The sequence below is a fragment of the Streptosporangium sp. G11 genome, assembly GCF_051192615.1.
GTDB lineage: Bacteria > Actinomycetota > Actinomycetes > Streptosporangiales > Streptosporangiaceae > Streptosporangium.
Genome location: NZ_JBPJUQ010000104.1, coordinates 1 through 20629 on the forward strand (window position 1 = coordinate 1; position 20629 = coordinate 20629).

Below are 20629 nucleotides of genomic sequence, written 5' to 3' on the forward strand. Positions count from 1 at the left end.
GGGGAAGGCGACGGCGGTCGCGACCAGCACGATCGGGTTGATCGCGGGGGAGGCGAGCAGGAACGCCAGCGCGGCGGAGGGGGCCACACCCCTGGCCATCAGACCGGACGCGACCGGGACGGACGCGCACTCGCACCCCGGCAGCACCGCCCCCGCCATTCCGGCGACCGGTACGGCGGCGACCGGGTTTCTCGGCAGCGCCCTGGTCCAGAACGAGGCCGGGACGAACGCCGTGATCGCCGCCGACAGCGCCACCCCGAAGACCAGGAAGGGCAGCGCCTGAACGCAGATCGCCACGAAGATCGTGGCCCACGTCCGCAGCGCGGGCGCCGTCAGGTGGGGTGTGAGCGCGAACCTCCCCACCACCAGCAGCAGGATGACGAGCGCGAACCCCCACGGCAGGGTGCGGTTCGCGGAACTTCCACGTCCCCAGGAATCCGGAGGAATCGGGCTCTCGTCATCGGTCCAGGTACTTCGCGGGCCGGTTCGAAGCTCGGACACGCGCCTTATCGTGCCATATCCCCGCGGTGTTCCACGTGGAACATCACAACTGCGCCAGCAACCACCGGGGTCCGGTGACCTCGGCACCCAGTTCCGTGACCCGCCCGCGCAGTCCCCGGTCGGCGGTGACGACCAGGACACGCTCCCAGGGGCGGGCGTCCCGTACGGCCTGGACGATGGCGTCGTCCCCGCTGCCCGGTGCGGCGATCACGAAGACGCCGGGCGCGGGGGCGGCGTCGCGGGCTGCGCCCTCGACGACCGCGGTCAGGCGGGGGAACCAGCGTGCCAGCACCGGGGTGCGGTCGGGCGCGGTCAACCGGCCGTCGGCGGCACGCTCGCCGACCTCGGCGAGCAGCTTGGCCGCCGCCCCCGCGCGGTCCCTCCACCAGCCGTGCTCGGCGCGGGCGCCCACGATGTTGGCGATGTCGAGGACGACGAGGGAGGGGGTGATCGCGAGGCCGACGACCGGCCAGGTCGCGGCGAAGCCGGGGTGGAGGTCTCTGGCGGTGATCTCCTCGGCGGGAACCCAGAGCAGGGCGTCGCTCTCGGCGTTGGCGGGGATCGCGGGCAGCAGCTCGGAAGCCTCTGCGATCACCGTCTCGAAGGTCCAGCCGCCGTGGTCGTCGAGGTAGACGCCCTGGACCCGCAGGCCGGTGCCGTCCAGCGCGGCCTCCTCGAAGGCCTCGCGCAGGGCGGTGCCGACCGCGTCCTCGTGGCTGTCGCGAGCACCGCCCGGCAACCCCCAGGTGCCACCGTGGTGGCTCCACGCGGAGCGCTTCTGCATCAGGACGCGGGGCCCGTCCGCCGCGTCGTGGTGGACGGCGAGCAGACCGGCCGCGCCGTGCACCCCCCAGTGCCGGTGCCCGAGGTCACACCTGGCCCACCCGTCCCCATCCATGGCCGCCATGAGTCAATGATGTATCCAGGACACGGTTGAGCACTTCCCGCCCCCCGCCATCGGGTGCGGCGCCCTGTACGCGCTGCCCCTCTCCCTGGTCATCCTTCTTTTCCCGATGCTTCACCTGCCGGCGGGCATCGCCTTCGTGTGCCGGCCGCTCCGCGTCCGGGGCAACGCGTACGCGATCTCTCCCGGGGTCTTCCACAGGTACGCCGCGCCGTACCTGGTGCTCGGGTGGGTCGCTCCCGTCGCCAACCTGTTCGTCCCCGGGGAATCGCCGACGACGTCCTGGCCGCCTCCCGGCCCGGCGACCCGGCGGGCCGGGGGGCGGCCTCTTCCGGGGACGCCGCTCGGGTCCGGTCCGGGGTCCGCCGGACGAGTGCCTCCGCGCCTCTCAGCTTCCGCCCTTCGCGAAGTGCTGGTAGTCCTTGGCGCCGGCCCAGGAACCGCCCCACTCCCAGCCCTTCTGCTCGAAGGCCCTGACCACGCGGTCGCCCGCGTTGATCACCCCGGGAGCCCGCAGGGGGCGCTTGTCGAACCCGCGCGCGTTCTTGTGGGACACCGAGCCGTCGGCGTACACGTACGGGTTCTCGCGCGGGTTGATGTCGATGGCCCGGCCGTAGGCGTGCTTGGACCAGCTGCTCGTCCCCTCCACGGGGCGGCAGTTGAAGGCCGAGGTGTTGTCGGCCTCGATCGAGGCGAAGTCGTCGGCCTTGTAGACGTCGACGAGCTGCATCCTGTAGATCGGCCAGCGCCAGTCGTACAGGCGACGGAAGATGGAGGTGATGTCGTCGGTGACGTCCTCGTGCACGACCAGCTCGCCGGTGTGCGGCTTGTCGTCGAAGCCCCAGTAGGTCATCGTGACCAGCCGCAGGTCGTTCACCGGGATCGGGCATCCGGGCCGCCACGAGTACTTGAGCTGTTCACGGGCGACCCGGGAGACCTTCGCGGAGAACTCCGGCGGGCCCGTCGGGGTCGGCGACACCGCGGCGGGCGGGCTGGTCACCGGCGTCGCGCCGGTCGGCTCGGGAGCGGCCACACCGGTGGACTGCGAGGACGCCGAGATCGGCGCCGAGGTGGCCGGAGGCGCCGCCCGGCCGGGCTGGGAGGAGGCCACGCCACACGCGCTCGCCGCCAGGCAGCCGACGGTCGTCGCGAGCACGGCCCGCGTACGGATCATGGATCTGGAACCTGACACGTGCCGCCCCCTCAGAAAAACGGACAAAAGCGACAAAAGGCCATTGTAGTTGACCGGCTACCCAAGGTGGGAGGCGACCGCGGCGGCGATCCACTCGTGGGCGATCACGGGTTCCGGCGGCCAGGGCGTGCCGTTGACCACGGCCACCAGCTCCCAGTATCGCCCGCCGCGCGGGTCGTGCTCCGCGTAGTCCCGTACGACCGACTCGGGGGTGCACTTCTGCGCCCCGGCCAGGACCGCGACGATCCCGGCCACGACGGGCGCGGCGGCCTCCGACTCCGGGGCCACGCCGTCCCGCACCGCGGCCAGCGCCGTCTCGGTGGTCAGGGCGTTGGCCTCGTGCCAGGCCGCCAGGTCGAGCTCGGCGGCGTTCTCCCAGAAGTCGCCGCTCATCTCACGCAGGGAGGCGCGGAAGCCGTCGTCGGCGAGCAGTTCGGTCAGCTCCAGCCAGGCGTCGAGCTGCTCGATGGCCGGCTCGTCGGGCAGGTCGGGCACCATGGCCTCGCGCAGGCCGCCGAGCCACTCCTGTCTGGCGGCGTTCTCTCCGGCGACGTCGTCGACGAACTCGTTCACCAGCGCGGCCGTCTCCGCCGCGCCGAGCCGCCCGAGGGCGTTGAGTCGGCGCAGGTCGTCGTCGGCCGGTTCGTCCCGCTCCAGCGTGGCCCTGAGCACCGCTCGGGTCCGCTGCAGTGCCCTGATCTGCGTCTCCACCGTACGAAGGTGCAGGGAGAGCACCTCGCCCAGGTCGCGGTCGCCGAGCGATTTGATGGTCGCCAGGTCGACGCCGATCTCGCGCAGCGTCCTGACGAGCTCCAGCCGCCGGCGGTCCTCGTCGCCGTAGAGGCGGTAGTTGCCCCGGGTGCGTCCGCGCTCGGGGAGCACCCCGATGTCGGAGTAGAAGCGGATCGTCTTCACCGGCAGCCCGGAGAGTTTGGCGAGCTGTCCGATCGTGTAGCTCATGACGGTGATTATTCCGTTGAGCCTCCAGTAACGGGAGACTTTAGCTTGGCGGGCATGTCGAAGAAGAAGGTCAGCCGGACCGCCAAACTCCAGCTCCCGGCCGGTGAGGCCGGTCCCGCCGCGGTGGGCAAGGACCTGGGCCCGCTGGGCCTGAACCTCATGGAGTTCTGCCGCCGGTACAACGCGGCCACCCAGGACCGGCGGGGGTTCGTCGTCCCCGTCGTCGTCACCGTGTTCGAGGACCGCTCGTTCGAGCTGGCGATCAAGATGCCCACCACGGCCTCGCTGATCCGCCGGGCGATCGGCCTGGACCGCGGCAGCCCCCGCCCCGGGCACCAGGCGGCGGGCACGATCACCCGCGCGCAGCTGCGGGAGGTCGCCAGGACCAAGCTGCCCGACCTCAACACCGCCGACCTCGACCAGGCCGAGAAGATCGTCGCCGGCACCGCGCGCTCGATGGGGCTGACCGTCCGGGATTGAGGCCCCGCACGGCCTCAGGCATCATGCGCGGCTTACACCCGGGTTCACGGCTTCTTGGGGCGGGAGCCCGCATTCCTTGGGGAGGCTTTTCATCGAAACGTATCGCGCCTGTGTTCGAACCCGCGCTACAGTCATGGGCACGGGATCGAACACGGGTTCGGGCTGACGTTCTCGCAGGTGAGGGGTGTGTCTTGGCGATGCTCGCGGTGCCGCCGGCGGCACGCCCCCCACTTCCCCGGTCGCCGGCGGAGCGCGGCGCGACACGCCGTAGCACTTTCTACGGAATTCTAAGCCGGCCGCTATATCCCGTCATAAAGTCCGAGAGCGTGGACCCCGTGCGCAATCCCTACGCTCCCGGTGCCGGACAGCGCCCCCCCGAGCTCGCCGGTCGCGACCGCGAGCTACAGCAGTTCGAGATCGTCCTGGAACGGGTGGCCCGAGGGCGCCCCGAGCGCAGCATGGTGGTCACCGGGCTGCGCGGCGTGGGCAAGACCGTTCTGCTCAACACGTTCAAGTCGATGGCCATGCAGCGGCTGTGGGGCACCGGCAAGATCGAGGCCAGGCCCGACCAGTCGATCCGGCGCCCGGTGGCCGCCGCCCTGCACATGGCGGTCAGGGAGCTGGCCCCGAGGCATCGGGCGCCCGAGCGCATCGAGGAGTTCCTCGGCGTGCTCAAGGCGTTCGCGATGCGTGACCCGTCCGCGGCCAAGGGCACCTCCCACTGGTCGCCCGCGATCGACGTGCCCGCCGGGCGGGGGCGCGCCGACTCCGGAGACCTGGAGATCGACCTCACCGAGCTGTTCGTCGACGCCGCCGCGGTCGCCACCGACCTGGGTGTCGGCATCGCGCTGTTCATCGACGAGATGCAGGACGTGCAGGCCCCCGACGTCTCGGCGCTCTGCGCGGCCTGCCACGAGCTCTCCCAGAGCGGCGGCCCGCTGATCGTGGTCGGCGCGGGGCTGCCGCACCTGCCCAGCGTGCTGTCGGCCAGCAAAAGCTACTCCGAGCGGCTCTTCCGCTACGCCAGGATCGATCGTCTCGACCGCGAGGCGGCCGATCTGGCGCTCATCGCCCCGGCTGGGAGCGAGGGCGTGGAGTTCACCCAGGAGGCCCTCGACGCCCTCTACGTGGCCGCCGACGGTTACCCCTACTTCGTCCAGGCGTACGGCAAGGTCGCCTGGGACCTGGCGCTGCGCAGCCCGATCACCGCCGACGACATCAGGGTCTCCGCGCCGGAGGCCGAGGAGGAGCTCGCGGTCGGCTTCTTCGGCAGCCGCTACGAGCGGGCCACCCCCGCCGAGCGCGACTACATGCACGCCATGGCCGTCATCGGCGACGAGCCCGTCGCCACCGCGGAGGTGGCCGAGGGGCTCGGCCGCAAGCCGTCGAGTCTCTCCCCGGCCCGCGACAGCCTCATCAAGAAGGGCCTGATCTACAGCGCGGAACGCGGGCTGATCGCGTTCACGGTGCCACACTTCGGAAAGTTCTTGCGGGCACAACCGGTCTGACTGAACGTTTGTTCGATATAGTGCGAGGGAGCCCCTAGCCCTCTATATGGCTCTCTAGTGGGGAAGCTAGAGAGCCATATAGAGCTCAATCTTGCCGCCCTAGGAAAATCTAGGGCTCTCTAGCGTCCAGCCGATATCGGCAGAGACTCCGGAAGAGACTCGGTCTCCACCGGCTGCCCGTCCGAGCCGACCACGGCGACCCGCACCGCCGGGTGCCGCCCGCTCAGATAGATCGCGAAGACCACGTCGACGGGGGCGCCCGCCTGGCCGGTGCCCTGATAGACGAAGAAACGCCAGCACAGCTCCCGCCAGCTGTCGACCGGATCCTTGCTCGACAGCAGTCCCGCGTGCGAGCGCCAGACCGTGCTCGCCCGCAGCCGCCCGAGCGCGGTGGCCGGGTCGAGGCGGCGCTGCTCACACGGCGCCCGATAGCGGAGCCTGGCGATCGTCTCCTCGATCTCCGGCGAGAGCGCGGCGAGCACCAGCAGCCCCGTGAGCGTGATCGGCACGTGTGCCCACGTCAGGCTCGCCATCGCCTCCCAGCCGGGGATCGCCGGAGTCCAGACCAGCCCCGCGGACATGGCCGTCAGCACCATGGTGCGGCCCAGCGACCGCCGTCCCACCGGGAGCGCGCTGACCTCGCCGAAGCAGCCGCAGCCCACGTCCGGGCGACGGCGCCGCAGTTCCCACAGGACGTAGGTGGAGACCGCGAAGAACCCGGCGATTCCCCACCGGAAGAACGGGTGACCGGTCAGCAGCAACCCGGTCGCCAGGAACAGCTCCCCGAGCGCGCAGCCCAGCATCGCGGGCCCGCGCCAGCGCTCGGGCACCAGCACGGCCGGTCCCAGCCTGCTCAGCATGCCCGGCTCGGCCTCGCGCGCGACCGTTCCGATCTTCGCGACCGTGCCCGCGGCCAGCAGCAGGAACACGACCGGCAACTGCGCGGCGGCGATCGTCATCAGCATCCGTGTCACCCCATTCCAAGCCGGGCGTTGAAGCACCCGGTGGTCAGGTCTCCGCCGAGCTCCACGAAGGAGCTCGGTGACAGTTCCAGAATCCGGCCGCGCGGGGAGGTGCCGCACTCCAGGCACCGGTCGCAGAACCGGCCGGCCAGACAGCCGCACGCCACGATCGGCAGGACCGAGGTGCGTCCGGCGCACACGTTGCGTACGTTGAGCATCGACCCCAGCGCCAGGTACGGCAGCCCGGCGCAGGACACCCCGGTGTCCTCGCACGCCGTGTCGGCCCGCTCCAGCATGGGGTAGGCCACCCCCTGCTCCCCGCAGTCGAAGGTGTCCGACCAGGTGGCCGTGCCCGAGATCCGCGACTGCACGCCGACGTAGCCGGGGGGCGGTGGCGGCACGGCCGTCCACCGGTAGGGCGGCTGCGAGGTCGCGGGCAGCCGCGCCCGCGCCGTACCGTCCTCGCGGACCCCGATGGCGTCGAACAGGTAGCCGGGTTCGAACTGCGGATGCCTGACCCGCAGCCGCCCGGAGGAGCGGTAGGGAATGACGATCGTGCGCCGCCCGCGGTGCGGCCCGCAGTACAGCTCCACGGTGTGGTCCTTGCCCTCGGCGCCGATCGACTGGATCACTCCGGTGATCCTGGTGATGTCCGCCCAGATACGGTCCACGACCCGGCCGGCCCGCAACGCCCTGATGATCACGTTGGATCCGAGGGGGAGGTCGGCGGGGTTGACGGCCTCGCCGCGCCAGGCGGTCGCCCACGGGGCGATGACGAGCCGCTCCTCGTCGCCGTCCGGAGTGTCGACGACGATCAGGTGCGGGCTGACATCGAGGATCGCCCCGCTGACCGCGTGGAAGGACTCACCTTCGGTGGGGAGGGGGCCCGGCTCCTGAACGGTCCGGCCAAGCGCGGCGGCCGCCAGTGTACGGCGGCGATCGGCGCTGCGATAGGGCATCGTCGCTCCCCAATTCTGCGAGGTGTCGCAGCCAGCGTCACACGCTTCGCGGAATCCCGCTGTCCGCTCCACGAATAATCACGGCAGGTGTCCAACCAGGTACTAAAGTTCCCCTCCCTGGTAGAAGGCATTGGTGTCCACTCGACGACAAACCGCTATCTAATAGTTCTTGCGTGCTCCATCGCCCATCGAAGCCGATCTTTACCGTTCACGGGATGAAATATAGATTTCGGTTCAGCCGCAGTATGGGATCCGGCTGCGATTCTGGCCACCATACGCACCTGGAGCACAGGCTGGTGATCGCGGTGACCGGCGGGACCGACGAGGAGTTCCGCGAGTATGTCGTTGCTCGCGGCCCTGCGCTGCTGCGTGCCGCCTATCGGCTCACCGGGCACCCGAACGACGCCGAGGACCTGTTGCAGGCGGCGCTGGTCAAGACCTACCTCGCCTGGGACCGCATCCAGGACCGCACCGCCCTGGACGGCTACGTGCGCCGGGCGATGGTCAATATCAACATCTCCTGGTGGCGGCGGCGCAAGCTGGAGGAGTATCCGTCGGGCGAACTCCCCGAGCCGGCCGCCGCGGGCGGCCACCACCTGCCCGAGCGTGTCGAGCAGGCCCTCGACCGGCTGCCCACCCGGATGCGGACCGCCGTCGTCCTGCGCTACTACGAGGACATGACCGAGCCGGAGATCGCCAAGGCCCTGGGCATCAGCGTCGGGACGGTCAAGAGCACGGTCTCCCGGGGGATGGCCAAGCTCCGCGGCGACCTCACCCCTTCCGAACCGCGGCATCTGGAGCCGCAGGTCTGACACGGTCGGCGCTTCCGCGCTCGTACGGGGACCCGTCTGGGACTTCGTACGGTCTCCCACGGACTTCGTACGAACTCGTAGGGACTTCGTGGGGGGCCTCGCGGGGGGATGGGCGCGTTACTCGGACGGGATGAGCGCGGCCTCGGCCGGCCGGAAGCCCTCCGCTCCCGCGGTGGCGCACGGCCGTACGGCATCGCGGAGGGTCCTGAGGGTGCCGAGGAAGGCGCCGAGCTCGTCGGGGGGGAGGAGCCCGGTGAACCAGGTGTCGATGTCGAGCAGGTGTCGCGGGAGGACACCGCTGAGCCGGTCGGTGCCGGCCTCGGTGAGGGCTGCGTAGGAGGCCCGCCGGTCGGTGGGACACGCCTGCCTTATGACCAGCCCCTCGCGCTCCAGCCGGTCGACGACCCGGGTCGTCCCGCTCGTGGACAGACCCGTCTGCGCCGCCAGGTCGCTCATGCGCAGCCGCTGCTGCGGCGAACGCGCCAGCCTGATCAAGGTCTCGAAGTCGATCTCTGAGAGCCCCGCGGCCGTGAAGGACTCGTGGGTCTTCGCCAAGATGCCGGCGTAGACCTCGGCGAGGAGGCCCATCGCCGTCAGCCGGGAGTCGTCAAAGTGGTTCACGCCCACACCCTACCCGACAGTAGTTGACGGGAGGAATATTCCTCGTGTAGAAATCTGTTGACGCAAGCATCCACTCGGCAAGAACCTCTTCGGGAGTAAAAAATGACCACTCGGACCTGGGAGAACCTTCAGATCCCCGCCCCCGGCACCTACGCTCTGGACGTCGCCCACACCCAGATCGGCTTCGTCGTCAAGCACATGATGGTGAGCAAGGTTCGCGGTCAGTTCAACGAGTTCGCCGGCACCGTCACCATCGCCGAGAACCCCCTCGACTCCTCCGCGCAGATCTCGATCAAGACCGCGAGCATCACCACCGGCGCTCCCGACCGCGACGGCCACCTGCGCAGCGACGACTTCCTCTCCGCCGAGAAGTTCCCCGAGCTGACCTTCCGCAGCACCCGCGTCCTCGGCCACTCCGGTGACGAGTTCACCCTCGCCGGTGACCTCACCATCCGCGACGTCACCAAGCCCGTCGAGCTCACCGTCGAGTACGGCGGCGCCGGCACCAACCCGTGGGGCCAGGACGTCTGGGGCTTCTCGATCAAGACCGAGATCGACCGCGAGGAGTTCGGCCTGACCTGGAACCAGGCGCTGGAGACCGGCGGCGTCCTGGTCGGCAAGAAGATCAAGATTGAGATCGAGGGCGAGGCCAACCCGGCCGCCTGATCTTCGTGCCCACCCGAGGTCTCTCCCGTCGGTGAGGGGCCTCAACGGTGTTCACTTGTTGAGATGTAGCGTCTCGCGAACTGGGAATCCACAGGATTTCCGCCGTGCTCAGCTGCGGACTCCTCGGTTTGTCCACAGGGGCGGGGAGAGTTATCCACCACTTGTGGATAACTCTCCCCCGACTCTTGCCCGCGACGCGATCGCCAACCGCTTTGCCGCCTTGCCTGATGGCCGGTACTCTGTGCTGAGCCGAACGGCAACCAGGAGGCTTCGCCTAGTCAGGTCTATGGCGCCGCACTGCTAATGCGGTTTGGGTTTACCGCCCATCCGGGGTTCAAATCCCCGAGCCTCCGCAGATCAGAGGCCCTCTCCCGAGATACGGGGAGAGGGCCTTTTTGATCTCCGAGGGCGTCATGGTTGCAGTCCTAGTTGCAACGAGGGTTCAGGACTCCCCCCAGAGTGCCGAGGCCAGGCGTTCCCCGGCGTCGCGCATGAGCGGTGTGGACACATGTGCATAACGCTCGGTCGTGGCCACCCTCGTGTGTCCCAGGACCTCCTGAACGACCCGGATGTTCACCCCCTGCTCGATGAGCAGCGTCGCGGCAGTGTGGCGAGCGTCGTGCACCCGGACGTGCTTGCTTGAGGATGGTTTTCCACACCTTCCAGTCCTCGGTGCGCTCGATCGGGCCGCCGTGGCGGGTGGCGAACACGAGATCGTGATCCTCCCAGCGATCCCCCGCCTTGAGACGCTCCGTGGCCTGGATCTTGCGGTGTGCCTTGAGGAGCGCGAGCAACTCGGGAGAGCATTGAAGGGTGAGCTTGCTCTTGCCCTTTCGCTGGCGGAAGACGATGCCCCCGCCGGTGCGTTTCGGGCACTTGTCGGCGTGGCTCGTACAGTCCTTGAGGCAGGTCCTCTTGAAGCAGGTGTGCCCCTGCTTTTTGCAGCCGGGGTTATGCCCATGATCACTGCACTTCTTTTTGCAGGGCCAGTGGCGCCACTTCTCTCCGCATTTATGGGGATCGGCACACCCGTGTTGCCATTCGGTGCGCTGGATCTGGAACCACGTCCTGATCACTCCGATCTCCAGGTCGACGTACTGCCAGTGGAGCCCGAGCGCTTCGCCCTGGCGGATGCCGAGAGCCAGGGCGACCGACCAGCGCCCCCCGTTCCGCCGGGTGCCGGCCACGTTGAGGATGTTGCGAGCCTCGTAGGGGCGATGAGGACCCCCAGAGTAAAGCCGCAGCTCAAAGGCCCTCTTCTGGAGGCGATCCGGCCGCTTTTTGCGGTGAACCTCCGGTAGTGCAGAAAACCCGGGAGGTCTGCTGCAAATCCGGGTGATCACCAAGATGCCGTCAGTCCCGGCCGGTGTCACCGGACTCGAAGCCGGTGGTGGAGTGGTTCGCCCCTGACGATCGCCTGAGGGTGGCTGGTCTTGGTGCGTGGTCGGGGGCGCTCGGTGGGCCGGGACTTCGTTCCTCAGCCCCGGCCCACCGAGCGGCGAAGCTGAGGGCCGTGCCCGGCGTGCCCGTTGCGTGCCCGTCGGGAGGGTCACGAAGGGGGACTCACGGGGACTCACGGATAGAGCGAAACCGTCTCTTATCTGGGCCGCAGCAGACCACGGGGACGCGCGCCGCAATCTTCCAAACTGGTTACGACGATGGCGGGTCGGCCAGAGGCCCCTAGCGGGAGTAGGATCCGTTATTGCGAGGAAGTCGCAATAAGGTGTCCGGTAGATCTGTGATGTTCACGAAGGGACTGACGGTGCTTGGTACCCCGGCCAGCGCCTCTGAAGACGTCGGAGCCCTCCCGGAAGTGGCCGCGGCCTGGGTACAGGGATGGACGCTTTCCCGCGCGACCGAATCACCAGTGGCGGTGCCGGGCGGCTACAGAATCGATGTGGGACTGTCAGGCCACCTCATCCGCTACGTGCTGCCCCGATTTGATCCGGCGGTCCTCCGCCGTCTGACACGGGAACCGCTCGCGCCGGGAACCTGGCTCAAGGTTTGCGCGAAAGTGGAGACCGTCGCCGCCGTACTGCCGACCGGCTGGCTCGTAAAGGACCCCGAGTACATGATGACGGTTTCCCTGCGCTCCGCCGAGTTCTCCATGCCGACCGGTTACGCACTGCGGGTTACGACACAGGGTGCCGTCACCGATGCAGAAGTCCTTGGCGCCGATGAGCAGATGGCCGCCAGGGGGCGGATCGCACGGACCGGGTCGTTCGCGATCGTCGACCAGGTGGAGACTCACCCATCGCATCGCCGTCGAGGGTTGGGCAGCCGTGTCATGAGTGCCCTTGGCCACTACGCCGCGACCCAAGGAGCGCGAACCGGTGTCCTCGTCGCGACCCGGGACGGACTCGGGCTCTACCACTCCCTGGGCTGGACGCTGCATGCGCCCGTCACAGCAGCCGTCTTCCGCCCCGAAGAGGCCGCCTACTCAGCGGGCTGTTCCGGTCCGGTCTAGGCAAGTGATCGCAGGCGGGGCGGAAAGAGTCCCGTTGCACTTCCAGCTGCAATTCCAGGCCGTTCAGGATGGACCACGTATACCTGCCGACCTGCGTTGAACCATCCGGAACAAGCCCCAGCCGATCTTTTGATCCGTAGGTCTACGAGTCGAATCTGAACCTTGTTGCCTTCATGACATCACCCCCAGGAGTCTGGCGGGTCAACGGTGAGATCTTCAGGCTGCGGGAGTGAGGCCGGCTCGTCATCGACGGTGTAGACCTCAAGGTACGAAAGATGACCGTCCTTGACGAAGAGCAAGACACCGTCATCGCGCCCGTGCACGCCGGCGGAGATCAGCATCCCGTCTTGTATCGGGGCGGCGAGCGCACGTGGCCCTGTTCCTGCCCGAAGATCCACCGTTGCACATCCACACCCACACCGTCCGGCCACGATTGCCGAAGGGACCTGAGCGCGAAGTTCATCCACGCCAGGGAAATCTTGCGTGAGAAGAGCCAGGATGACGGCTTGTTCCTCGGCTGACAGATGGCGTTCGCTGATCGGCACATCGTCAAGGTATCGAACCGGGCACACGGGATATGTGCCGGATGATCTTCTGTGGGCGATATCAAGAGGAAGGTTCCTGCCCTGCTCAGAGCCGCCTTGTTCTCTCGGGACGCGGCCCTCTTGAAAACCGCTGGGGCTGGTGGCGGTTGCTCCCAGTAGGGCTGCTCCATGCAGTGCCGCGTCACGTCATCGACGAAGTCGCCTGCCTGCCTCACGTCCTCACTGGCGAGGAGGTCACGCATGAGCGGGTCGAGCTCTACCGCGAGTCTGGCGAGCAGGTCCAGGTCCACATGCTCGGGCGGTCATGCCTCCAGCATCGCAAGCAGATGCTGAACTGCTTGCTCTGGTCCGGCGGTTCCGATTCGGATGCCCGAAGGTGCGTTACGCATCGGCGGGGTCGCGTAGCGCGAGTGCTTCGGCTTCGGTCAGTCCTTCGCGTGCTGCGACTCTGCGCCGTGCCCGGACCTGCGCGCCCGTACGGGGACGGTACTTCGGCTCCCGGGCACAGCCGCAGGTCTCAAATCCTTCGTATCGGAGGCCGGCTTCCAGGACGGCCTCGACTGCCGTCCAATGGCGGTCTTTGGTTTTGCGTGGTGCGGCGAAGTCATGACCGGCGAAAAGCATCGGTGCCCGGCAGCGCGTGCAGAGGTGTTCCGCACCGTCCCAGGGCAGTTTGTGGCTCTGGCGGCACTCGACGCACACGTAGTGGACCTTGTAGGTGACCATCACGTATGTGCACACAGGGATAGGGTACCCATCGGGCAGGTGGAGATCATTTATGTGCCGGGCCTTGAATGGGTCTCCCCGGGCTGTTCGGAGTCCGTGCAATATGCGTGAAATGATTTTGGCGTTCGGGGTGTGCCGGCGGTGAGTAGGCACGAACGGTCACGTCCTGCAAAACCGTCGACGCTCTGACGCTGGGAACCAACGAAGGCGTACGACATCGATCGAGCTGAACGGAAGCCGTTCGGGGACTTGAAGATCATGAGGTGCCTGAGCTGAGGATTACCGCCGTGGCCAGGCACAATCAGACCGTGAAGTCTTTTCATTCTGAAGTCGCGGCTCAAAGCGGGGAACTGGTAGAGGTGGAGCACTCAGGCCGCCGCTGGGCAGGTCGTCGGGCGATCCTGCCCAGTCCAAGCAACTCCACATCACCAACTCCCGAGCTGTTCGGCTGGGAGGATGAAAAAGCCCACTGATCACTAAAATCCTGAGTTCACGCTGGCCAAGGTGCGTGCGTCACGCCGCATTGCGCCCAGCCCCACCATCCTGTGACGACCGGGTTCTGTGCCTGTCGGTGGCGGCTGGCAGCATGACGACATGACTATGCAGCCCCTCGATATCTCTTGGCTCCGCGGCGAATATTCCGAGGAGTGTTACAGCTTCATCTACATCCGTGCCACGCCTGAACAGGTGGTCACCCGCCTCGGCGGTCGATGGGAGGACTTCACGCCGGGCCCCTTCCCCGACGACCCGGATGACTACCCGAGCCCTGGGGAGCCTCTTGGCGTCACCTCCATCGGCGATTGGACGTTCGTTTTCGACCCTGACTGGCTTGGTACCTGCGAAGACGTGATCATTAAACTCTCCGAGGGCACCCGCCTGGTCTCTCAAGCCGCACTCGCCATCAAGGGCTTGGACTACTTTTACTGGTGCGAGAACGGCGAGATCCGATTCTGCTCCGGAGTCGATGACGAATACGCGACGGAGACCCCGGACGAGCTTGCGGACACGATGGCGGAGATCGACAGGCTTTGCCCATCGTTTTTCCCGTTCTACGAAGGGCCGGCTTTCCTACTCGTCGAGCACCTGACCGGGATCAGGGTAACGGAGCAACTACTGAAGGGCTCCATGTTCATGTGGGGCGTCGTACCAGAACCAACCAAGTCGTAACGTTGGCCGATGTGAGCCTTCTCCATCCAAGGTTGGGGGCGATCGACGGTCCGGGACTTCGTTCCTCAGCCCCGCTCACCGCATTACATGGAGCTGTCCGTTGACCGGCTGACGTAGCCGGGTGCCCGGGTAAGCAGTACCCGCTACGTGCCGAGCCTGTGGCGCGTGTATCGGTGATCAGGGAGCCCGAACTCCATGCCGTTCTCGTCGAGGGCGTTGTAGATCGTTACTTGGTCGTCCGGAAAGGCAAAGCCGACGGCCACCGTCCCCTGCGCCATGTCCTCATCTACCCATTCGAGAAGCTCTACGGCTTGCAGCCGCTGCCCATTCAACGCGGCCAGTTCTGAGGGCACGCTCTCTCGCCACGCCAGCTGGAATTCCGTTCCGGCCCAATCCAACGGCTGAGCCGGATCAACGGTGTTCCACGTGATCGAGACTTCGTCGAACTTCTGGTGAACAATCTCGACCTGCTCGCCTTCGAAGTCCAGCAGGACCAGCCCATCGGAGAACCACGCATCCTCATCGAGGTCCCAAACCAGCAGGGCACGAGTCAGCCTCCGGCCTTCCAGCATGGCCAGTCTCCGACCATGAGCGGCGGTGACAGCCGAACGGCCACTCAGCCATGTCGGCCTGTAGCCAGAGACCCCGAAGTCGAACATCTGTCGATTGTGTCGGACGCCAGCGCCAGGAGGTCAAGCCTTTATGAGTAAACCCAGCCGCGGCGCCGATGAGGAGAGACTGGTGTCCATGCCCGTTACGTGCCCGTCAGGAGGGTGATCAAGGGGGAATCGCGGCCACTCACCCCGCTCCCTCACAGGTCAGCGTTTCGCCAGCTCAGCGGCCAAATGTGTTGGAGACTTCCCAAGCTGACAGCGCGGGTTCGATTCCCGTCACCCGCTCCACGTGTAAAGGACCAGGTCAGGATGTAGATCTCGGTCGGGGCCCCGCGTTCTGCGGGTGGGTCGGCCGACCTAAGAGCTGGTCGGCGGGGCGACGACCAACTCGGTGTCCGGGTCGTGGTCGATCTGCGGAGGGCCAGCGACGATCATGGTGGCTCGGGCCCACGGCTGTTCTCGCAAGATGAACGGCAGTTCCTCCAGCAGCCAGTTCGCCACGTGCTCCAACTGCTCGGGGGAGTCACCGTCGCGGACGACCAACAAGCGCTCTTGCTCATCGAGGTCACCCTGCATCCACACCGAGGCGTCCAACCACGGGGCAAGCTCTTCGCGGATGATGCCGGTGCCCTCGACCCAGATGAAGTCGGCACCGGCGGGGACGGTGATCGATCCGGGCCGGTCGTGGGTGATCCAGGCATCAGGGCGGAAGTCCACCGCCTCACCCCGGTGCAGGGGTTGCAGGATGTTCTCGACGAGCACGGCGCCCCAGTCGAAGTAGGCGTGGTTCCAGGCGACGTCGTCGGTGTGCACGATGGCCGAGTTGGGCACCACCTTGCGTAGCCGCTCGGCCAGGGTCGTCTTGCCGGCGCCGCCCCGGCCGTCGATCGCGATCACCCGCGGACGTCCGGTGACGTCGGGTGATGCATCGCGCAGCTGCCGGACGGCGTCGAGCACGGTCATCACTCGCCAGCCAACGGCCTCGGTCTCGCCTGGATGGAGATGCATCGACAACCTGTCTACGGAGGTGAGGACACGGGCCCGGCCTGCCCGGACGAGCCGCCGGTCGCCTGACCTTATCGACGTGATCAGCAAATCGTTAACGGCGTTCGGGCAGCAGTTCACCCACCGGCGCGACAGTGTGCGTCCCGCCGCCTGTGCAGCGCCACACGGCGATCCCGTCTTCCGGTTCGGTGCTTAGACCCCGATCGTGCACGGGGCAGACGGGCCACATCTTCCACGTCGCCTCCACAACCACGTCCTGGGTAGCGTCGGCCACACACCCGAGTGCCTCGGTCCCGGGCCCGAGGCCGTTGCCATGGCAGATGCCCTGGAACTCCACCCATGCCAGGCCCATGGAGTCCCAGTCGGGCAGGATCATCCGAAGCGTCCCGCTGATCCCCGCGGCGCGGACGTCGCGCTCCACGACCTTCAGTGCCTCCTCCAGCGGCACCAGCAGAAGGATGTCAGGAGTTCGAATTTTTCGTTTCCGAGGCATTCTCTGTTGATCAATGGCTTGTGGGTCCGAGGACGACCGTCTTCCGCGAATGCCGGACGGCGGCGCCTCGACTGATCAGGATCACCGCGCCGATGAGCAGGGCCACCACTCCCGACAGTTCGGCGAACGCCGCTATGACGTATTCGCCGTCCGGATCGCCGACTCCGGCAGGCGAGCCGTTGAGCCATCGTGACGCGGCCATCGCCTGTGACAGGACCAGAGCTCCGAACGCGACGGTGATCCCTCCCAGGACGAAGCCCGGAGGCGCCGGCCGGGACCGCTTGCCGAAAAAGCCGACCCACAAGGCTCCGACCACCAGCGAGATCGGGACCATGAGAAACCAGCCGATCTCCAGGCTGATGAGCGCATCCAAGCGCAGATGCTCGAATCCGTCGCCCCGTGGGGAATGCAGGAGCGGGATCATCACGGTCCCGCTGAGGAGCCCGATGGCGAGGAAGCGGAAGAATCACATGATCGAGATGGTCTCGGACAGCCTGGGGAGCAGGTCAAGAGGTGGAGAGGAAAAAGCTTCCGCTGGTAGGAAAGGAATGATCTGCGGCACGACCATGATGATCGGGGACCAGGGAGCCCGTGGGACATATACGGAATGATCTTCCGTGGCCGAGATCCGAGAAGAGGCTCATGGCCTGGTCAGAGGTCCTGTCGTTGCTCGGAATGTAGCCCTCTCGAAAACCGCTGTCGAAGGTCTTCCCGACGACACTCCCGTGGTGATCGACGTTCGCTCCGGCGATGAGTACGTACGGGTCGAAGACATCGACATCACCGCGGAGGAGGACGCAGTGGGAGGCCGCACACCCACGGGCGTCCAGCTCGCGACACGCAGAGTTCAGCGAGACGCACCCCAGCAAGAGCTTGGCGAACTACGTTCGGCGCTCTGCCACACCCTCGGGAAATCTCACAGAGAGCCAGGCGGGCCGCAAGGATTGACAATCATCTCCGTACTCAGCGACAGGGAGATCTTCAGCGAGATCGGGTCATTGAGGGCGGTCATCAGGGGTCGGTCATGGTCATTGGCGGGGAGCTCTCCACCCAGCTCACGGCTCGTACACCCCAGGATGGGGCCGATTTGTAAGCAAGTTCTCGTGAATTCGAAGTGCTCAGCGCCGTCGTTGCCACCACGGCGATTCAGGTGAAGCGTGCGGGTCTGGGAACGTTCGAGCGACGAAGCGTCTGTCGATGGGGAGAACCAAGGCGTACAGGTAGGGCTTGGCCCAGCGCGGCAGTGCGATGAGTGCCTGTTCGAGCCGCAGGCGTGGTCCGTCTCCGCGGCATTCGGGGCACATGCACGTGGGCGCGATCCGGTCGACGGTGCCGGGTACCACTGCCTGCGTCCAGGCCAGCAATGCCGCGGCCACCTCACCTGGCCACATGCGAGTGTGCTCCAGTGTGATCACCGCGGCCATGGCTCGGCGTCCGAGGCCGGGGACATGATGGATCGAGGTTCTGTGGGTTCCGCACACCGATCCTCGTGCGCGGACCGCGGAAGGGCGCCTACGCGGCATGGCCCTTTCTGGTCGACGTCATGGAATCCATGATCGCACGCTGGGAAGCCGGCTTCTCGATTCGATCCAGTGGATCGCCGCTCTCACGATCGCCCGGCGATGGAGGTGGCGTATGGGGAGCGATGGTGGTGCCGAGTTCGCCGAGGACCGTGTCAACCAATCAGGGCAGGTCGGTGACCATGGAATGCGAGGAACGGTTACATCCTGTAAAACCATCGAGGTTCAGGAGGCCACGACAGGCACCTGTGCTTTTCTCATAACATGATCGAATGAGTGGCCGTCAAAGCGACCGGGAAGCAGCCGAAGGGAACTGGAGTTTCCTTCGAGAGACTGTGCGCCGCCTCGCTCTGCCCGCACACGAACAGCTTCAATGGATCGGCTCCATGTCCATCGACGAACTGGCCCTCGATTTCGATGCCGTATATCCCGCGTCGTGGCAGTCTCGTGAAGCCGGATGGATCTCTGAAGGACTCGCCGCCCTGCTCGGTGCCATCGACCGGAAGCTGATCGCCCTCACCGGGCAAGGCTCTTCGGTATGGACAGGGGAAGCCCTGCATTCCCATCCTGGATGGGAGGAGCTCAGGGGACTCGCTCACCGTGCTCTCGCCCTCATGCCGACCGAGCCCTGGTCCACCTCGGCTTGATCAAGTCGTGTCGCTCGTCAGCACGACCGGGATCACCGCCATGCATGACCGTACAGCCCGTGTAGTACGGATCGTCCGTGCAGGTCATACGGCCTGTCCTCAGCGTTGAGCCCATGACCGTCGACCGACTCGACCGGACTCCCCTGCGGGAGCGGCTCGCCGCGATCATCGCCGCCAAGAGCAAGGGCGGAGAATACGAGCCGCGCCAGGTGTCGCCCTCGGAGAGCCGGCCGCAGGGCGAGCACGGCGTGAGCCGAGGCGCGATCCGCCGCGCGATGCGGCATCTCGGCGAGCTGGGATGGACGGTGACCGTGCAGGGCCGGGGGACGTTCGTCGCGCCCACGGAGAACCGGCCGGCGGAGTAGAGAAAGGGCATCGCGAGATTCAACGAGGATTTTCTCGGCATCGGAAAAATACGGGTCACCGAGGGGAGCGAACGTTCTCCGGGTCGGCTGTCCTGGGAGTAGCGCAGCCACCTTATCGGTTGATTCGTGACATGCGGCGATGAAATGGACAGTGAAAATTTCCTCGGGGAGTTTCTGCGCGCGCGGCGCGAGGTCACCACTCCCAAGCATGCGGGGCTGCCGGACGTCGGCCCCCGCCGAACCCCGGGTCTGCGCCGGGAAGAGGTGGCGATGCCGGCCATGGTCAGCACCGACTACTACATCCGCCTCGAACAGGGACGCGAACGCCGCCCATCGGATCAGGTACTCGACGCCCTGGCCCAGGCCTTCCGACTGGACCCTGAGGCCACCGAGTACCTTTACGAACTCGCGCGCCCCCGGACCTCCAAGCGCGGACTGTACGGCCGGGTCGACCAGGTCCCGCCGAATGTGGTGTGACTCATGGAGAGCTGGGACTCCGTGCCGGCGCTCGTGGTGAACCATCGGTTGGACGTACTGGCCAAGGACTCGATGGCCGCCGCTCTTTACGAGGAGTTGGAACACAGCGGACAACCTGCTCCGGCTGGCCTTGCTCAATCCGGGGGCACGCGAGTTCTACCTGGACTGGGAACAGGACACCCATTCCAAGGTGGCCCACGTGCGAGCCGTGGCGAAAGCGAATCTCGACGACCCCGGCCTGGTCGAGCTGGTCGAGGAACTCTCCTTCAAAAGTGCGGACTTCTGCCGGATGTGGGCGCGCCATGACGTATGCGGGTTGGCGCGGAGGTACAGGCGCTTCCGCCATCGCGAGGTCGGCGAGCTGAACGTGATCGGCGAGACATACAACATCAACAGCGTCCCCGGCCAGCAACTGCTCACCTTGCAGGCAGATCCCGGCAGCCCCGCCGAGCACACCCTGGCCCTGCTGGGCAGCAGGGCCGGTATGGCGTCATACCGGCCCCTGTGACCGTCAACGCGACGGTCGTAGACGACGAAAAGAGCCTCACGCGCCTCCGGGGAGGGCGAGCGGGGCACGGGCGTGGCACCCCGTGAAGGGGCCGGGGTGCCACGTCGTGAGCGCTTCCATGATCTGCTTGTTCGCCATCTCGTGCCGTCCGTCGACGCACCTGGCGTAGAGCTTGAGCAGCACGTCCACCCCGTGCCAGGCTCGTCTGGCGACCTCCGGCGTGTGCACCCCGGCGTTCGGTCAGAGCGAGACCATCGCGTCGCCGGGGTGTGGAGCGGACGATGCCTGGCCGAGCCGCTGTCGATGCCTGTCGCGAGACCACGAGTACCTGATCACGATCTCGGAAGGCGTCGTCCGCGCCGTGACCCGCATGCCGCTCCTGCACCGCCTCGGAGCACCCAGATCATTACTTTTCGGGCGCCCTCTACTTGTTGACGTGCTTGTACAGGTAGCCGGCCGCCTTCTTGAGCTGGGCGGGTGTGCCGTTGGCGGTGCGGTACCTCTCGGCGGTGCCGATGGCCTTCTTCAGC

The 20629-nt window shown here is 66.9% G+C and carries 25 protein-coding genes, 1 tRNA gene and 1 pseudogene; 14 read left to right on the forward strand and 13 right to left on the reverse strand.

Annotated features, from left to right (window positions below; genetic code table 11):
* From ACSDR0_RS44360 to ACSDR0_RS44375, 4 genes are all read right to left on the reverse strand, one after another.
* Positions 1-501: permease (locus ACSDR0_RS44360; RefSeq protein ID WP_435294992.1), on the reverse strand; the 501-nt coding region annotated here is incomplete at its 3' end.
* A gap of 43 nt (positions 502-544) precedes the next feature.
* Entirely contained in the window at positions 545-1408 is an 864-nt protein-coding gene (locus ACSDR0_RS44365) for an NUDIX hydrolase (RefSeq protein WP_435294993.1), read from the reverse strand.
* Positions 1409-1793: 385 nt separating this feature from the next.
* The gene (locus ACSDR0_RS44370; protein WP_435294994.1) at positions 1794-2579 is read right to left on the reverse strand and encodes a M15 family metallopeptidase; all 786 of its coding nucleotides are present in this window, start codon (positions 2577-2579) and stop codon (positions 1794-1796) included.
* Positions 2580-2654: 75 nt separating this feature from the next.
* Positions 2655-3557: a MerR family transcriptional regulator gene (locus ACSDR0_RS44375; protein ID WP_435294995.1), complete on the reverse strand. Its 903-nt coding sequence runs from the start codon at positions 3555-3557 to the stop codon at positions 2655-2657.
* Positions 3558-3611: 54 nt separating this feature from the next.
* Between ACSDR0_RS44375 and rplK the strand changes: the two genes are divergently transcribed.
* Complete coding sequence (rplK, locus tag ACSDR0_RS44380; RefSeq protein WP_435294996.1) at positions 3612-4037, forward strand: 50S ribosomal protein L11; 426 nt, start codon at positions 3612-3614, stop codon at positions 4035-4037.
* Between the two features lie 335 nt (positions 4038-4372).
* On the forward strand, positions 4373-5545 hold the full coding sequence (locus ACSDR0_RS44385) for an AAA family ATPase (protein ID WP_435294997.1): 1173 nt from the start codon (positions 4373-4375) through the stop codon (positions 5543-5545).
* 119 nt (positions 5546-5664) lie between these two features.
* On the opposite strand, the gene ACSDR0_RS44390 is transcribed toward ACSDR0_RS44385, so the two are convergent.
* Together ACSDR0_RS44390 and ACSDR0_RS44395 are read right to left on the reverse strand one after the other, a co-directional pair.
* The gene (locus ACSDR0_RS44390) at positions 5665-6510 is read right to left on the reverse strand and encodes a MauE/DoxX family redox-associated membrane protein (protein ID WP_435294998.1); all 846 of its coding nucleotides are present in this window, start codon (positions 6508-6510) and stop codon (positions 5665-5667) included.
* Positions 6511-6515: 5 nt separating this feature from the next.
* Positions 6516-7466, reverse strand: coding sequence for a hypothetical protein (locus ACSDR0_RS44395; RefSeq protein ID WP_435294999.1), 951 nt, complete (start codon positions 7464-7466; stop codon positions 6516-6518).
* A 245-nt stretch (positions 7467-7711) separates the two neighbouring features.
* Between ACSDR0_RS44395 and ACSDR0_RS44400 the strand changes: the two genes are divergently transcribed.
* A complete protein-coding gene (locus tag ACSDR0_RS44400; RefSeq protein ID WP_435295015.1) occupies positions 7712-8278 on the forward strand; it encodes a SigE family RNA polymerase sigma factor in 567 nt (188 codons plus the stop codon).
* A 117-nt stretch (positions 8279-8395) separates the two neighbouring features.
* On the opposite strand, the gene ACSDR0_RS44405 is transcribed toward ACSDR0_RS44400, so the two are convergent.
* Positions 8396-8899 (reverse strand): MarR family winged helix-turn-helix transcriptional regulator, encoded by a 504-nt coding sequence (locus ACSDR0_RS44405; RefSeq protein ID WP_435295000.1) that lies wholly within the window; start codon positions 8897-8899, stop codon positions 8396-8398.
* Between the two features lie 102 nt (positions 8900-9001).
* On the opposite strand from ACSDR0_RS44405, the gene ACSDR0_RS44410 reads away from it, so the two are divergent.
* On the forward strand, positions 9002-9565 hold the full coding sequence (locus tag ACSDR0_RS44410; RefSeq protein WP_435295001.1) for a YceI family protein: 564 nt from the start codon (positions 9002-9004) through the stop codon (positions 9563-9565).
* Between the two features lie 263 nt (positions 9566-9828).
* Positions 9829-9918: transfer RNA gene (locus ACSDR0_RS44415), tRNA-Ser, on the forward strand.
* 89 nt (positions 9919-10007) lie between these two features.
* Here the strand turns inward: ACSDR0_RS44415 and ACSDR0_RS44420 are convergent.
* Positions 10008-10190 carry a tyrosine-type recombinase/integrase gene (locus tag ACSDR0_RS44420; RefSeq protein WP_435295002.1) on the reverse strand — a complete coding sequence of 61 codons (183 nt, stop codon included), beginning with the start codon at positions 10188-10190 and terminating at the stop codon, positions 10008-10010.
* Positions 10191-10200: 10 nt separating this feature from the next.
* Between ACSDR0_RS44420 and ACSDR0_RS44425 the strand changes: the two genes are divergently transcribed.
* The 5 genes from ACSDR0_RS44425 to ACSDR0_RS44445 all read left to right on the forward strand — a co-directional run bounded on the left by ACSDR0_RS44425 (position 10201) and on the right by ACSDR0_RS44445 (position 14470).
* Positions 10201-10866: a hypothetical protein gene (locus ACSDR0_RS44425; RefSeq protein WP_435295003.1), complete on the forward strand. Its 666-nt coding sequence runs from the start codon at positions 10201-10203 to the stop codon at positions 10864-10866.
* Between the two features lie 440 nt (positions 10867-11306).
* A complete protein-coding gene (locus ACSDR0_RS44430; protein ID WP_435295016.1) occupies positions 11307-12032 on the forward strand; it encodes a GNAT family N-acetyltransferase in 726 nt (241 codons plus the stop codon).
* 275 nt (positions 12033-12307) lie between these two features.
* A complete protein-coding gene (locus ACSDR0_RS44435; protein ID WP_435295004.1) occupies positions 12308-12553 on the forward strand; it encodes a hypothetical protein in 246 nt (81 codons plus the stop codon).
* 1013 nt (positions 12554-13566) lie between these two features.
* Positions 13567-13776: a hypothetical protein gene (locus ACSDR0_RS44440; RefSeq protein ID WP_435295005.1), complete on the forward strand. Its 210-nt coding sequence runs from the start codon at positions 13567-13569 to the stop codon at positions 13774-13776.
* Positions 13777-13897: 121 nt separating this feature from the next.
* On the forward strand, positions 13898-14470 hold the full coding sequence (locus tag ACSDR0_RS44445; RefSeq protein ID WP_435295006.1) for a DUF6461 domain-containing protein: 573 nt from the start codon (positions 13898-13900) through the stop codon (positions 14468-14470).
* A gap of 143 nt (positions 14471-14613) precedes the next feature.
* Here ACSDR0_RS44445 and ACSDR0_RS44450 read toward each other — a convergent pair whose 3' ends face one another.
* The 4 genes from ACSDR0_RS44450 to ACSDR0_RS44465 form a co-directional block, all read right to left on the reverse strand.
* Complete coding sequence (locus ACSDR0_RS44450) at positions 14614-15129, reverse strand: hypothetical protein (protein ID WP_435295007.1); 516 nt, start codon at positions 15127-15129, stop codon at positions 14614-14616.
* Between the two features lie 312 nt (positions 15130-15441).
* Positions 15442-16092 carry a uridine kinase family protein gene (locus ACSDR0_RS44455; protein ID WP_435295008.1) on the reverse strand — a complete coding sequence of 217 codons (651 nt, stop codon included), beginning with the start codon at positions 16090-16092 and terminating at the stop codon, positions 15442-15444.
* 91 nt (positions 16093-16183) lie between these two features.
* On the reverse strand, positions 16184-16537 hold the full coding sequence (locus tag ACSDR0_RS44460; RefSeq protein ID WP_435295009.1) for a hypothetical protein: 354 nt from the start codon (positions 16535-16537) through the stop codon (positions 16184-16186).
* A gap of 55 nt (positions 16538-16592) precedes the next feature.
* On the reverse strand, positions 16593-17006 hold the full coding sequence (locus tag ACSDR0_RS44465) for a hypothetical protein (RefSeq protein WP_435295010.1): 414 nt from the start codon (positions 17004-17006) through the stop codon (positions 16593-16595).
* Between the two features lie 1482 nt (positions 17007-18488).
* Between ACSDR0_RS44465 and ACSDR0_RS44470 the strand changes: the two genes are divergently transcribed.
* The 4 genes and pseudogenes from ACSDR0_RS44470 to ACSDR0_RS44485 all read left to right on the forward strand — a co-directional run bounded on the left by ACSDR0_RS44470 (position 18489) and on the right by ACSDR0_RS44485 (position 20099).
* Positions 18489-18749 carry a hypothetical protein gene (locus tag ACSDR0_RS44470; protein WP_435295011.1) on the forward strand — a complete coding sequence of 87 codons (261 nt, stop codon included), beginning with the start codon at positions 18489-18491 and terminating at the stop codon, positions 18747-18749.
* Positions 18750-18862: 113 nt separating this feature from the next.
* On the forward strand, positions 18863-19114 hold the full coding sequence (locus ACSDR0_RS44475; RefSeq protein WP_435295012.1) for a GntR family transcriptional regulator: 252 nt from the start codon (positions 18863-18865) through the stop codon (positions 19112-19114).
* 144 nt (positions 19115-19258) lie between these two features.
* The gene (locus tag ACSDR0_RS44480; protein ID WP_435295013.1) at positions 19259-19591 is read left to right on the forward strand and encodes a helix-turn-helix domain-containing protein; all 333 of its coding nucleotides are present in this window, start codon (positions 19259-19261) and stop codon (positions 19589-19591) included.
* Positions 19592-19594: 3 nt separating this feature from the next.
* Positions 19595-20099, forward strand: a pseudogene (locus ACSDR0_RS44485) (hypothetical protein).
* Between the two features lie 36 nt (positions 20100-20135).
* On the opposite strand, the gene ACSDR0_RS44490 reads toward ACSDR0_RS44485, so the two are convergent.
* The gene (locus ACSDR0_RS44490) at positions 20136-20327 is read right to left on the reverse strand and encodes a hypothetical protein (protein WP_435295014.1); all 192 of its coding nucleotides are present in this window, start codon (positions 20325-20327) and stop codon (positions 20136-20138) included.
* Positions 20328-20629 lie beyond the last annotated feature (302 nt).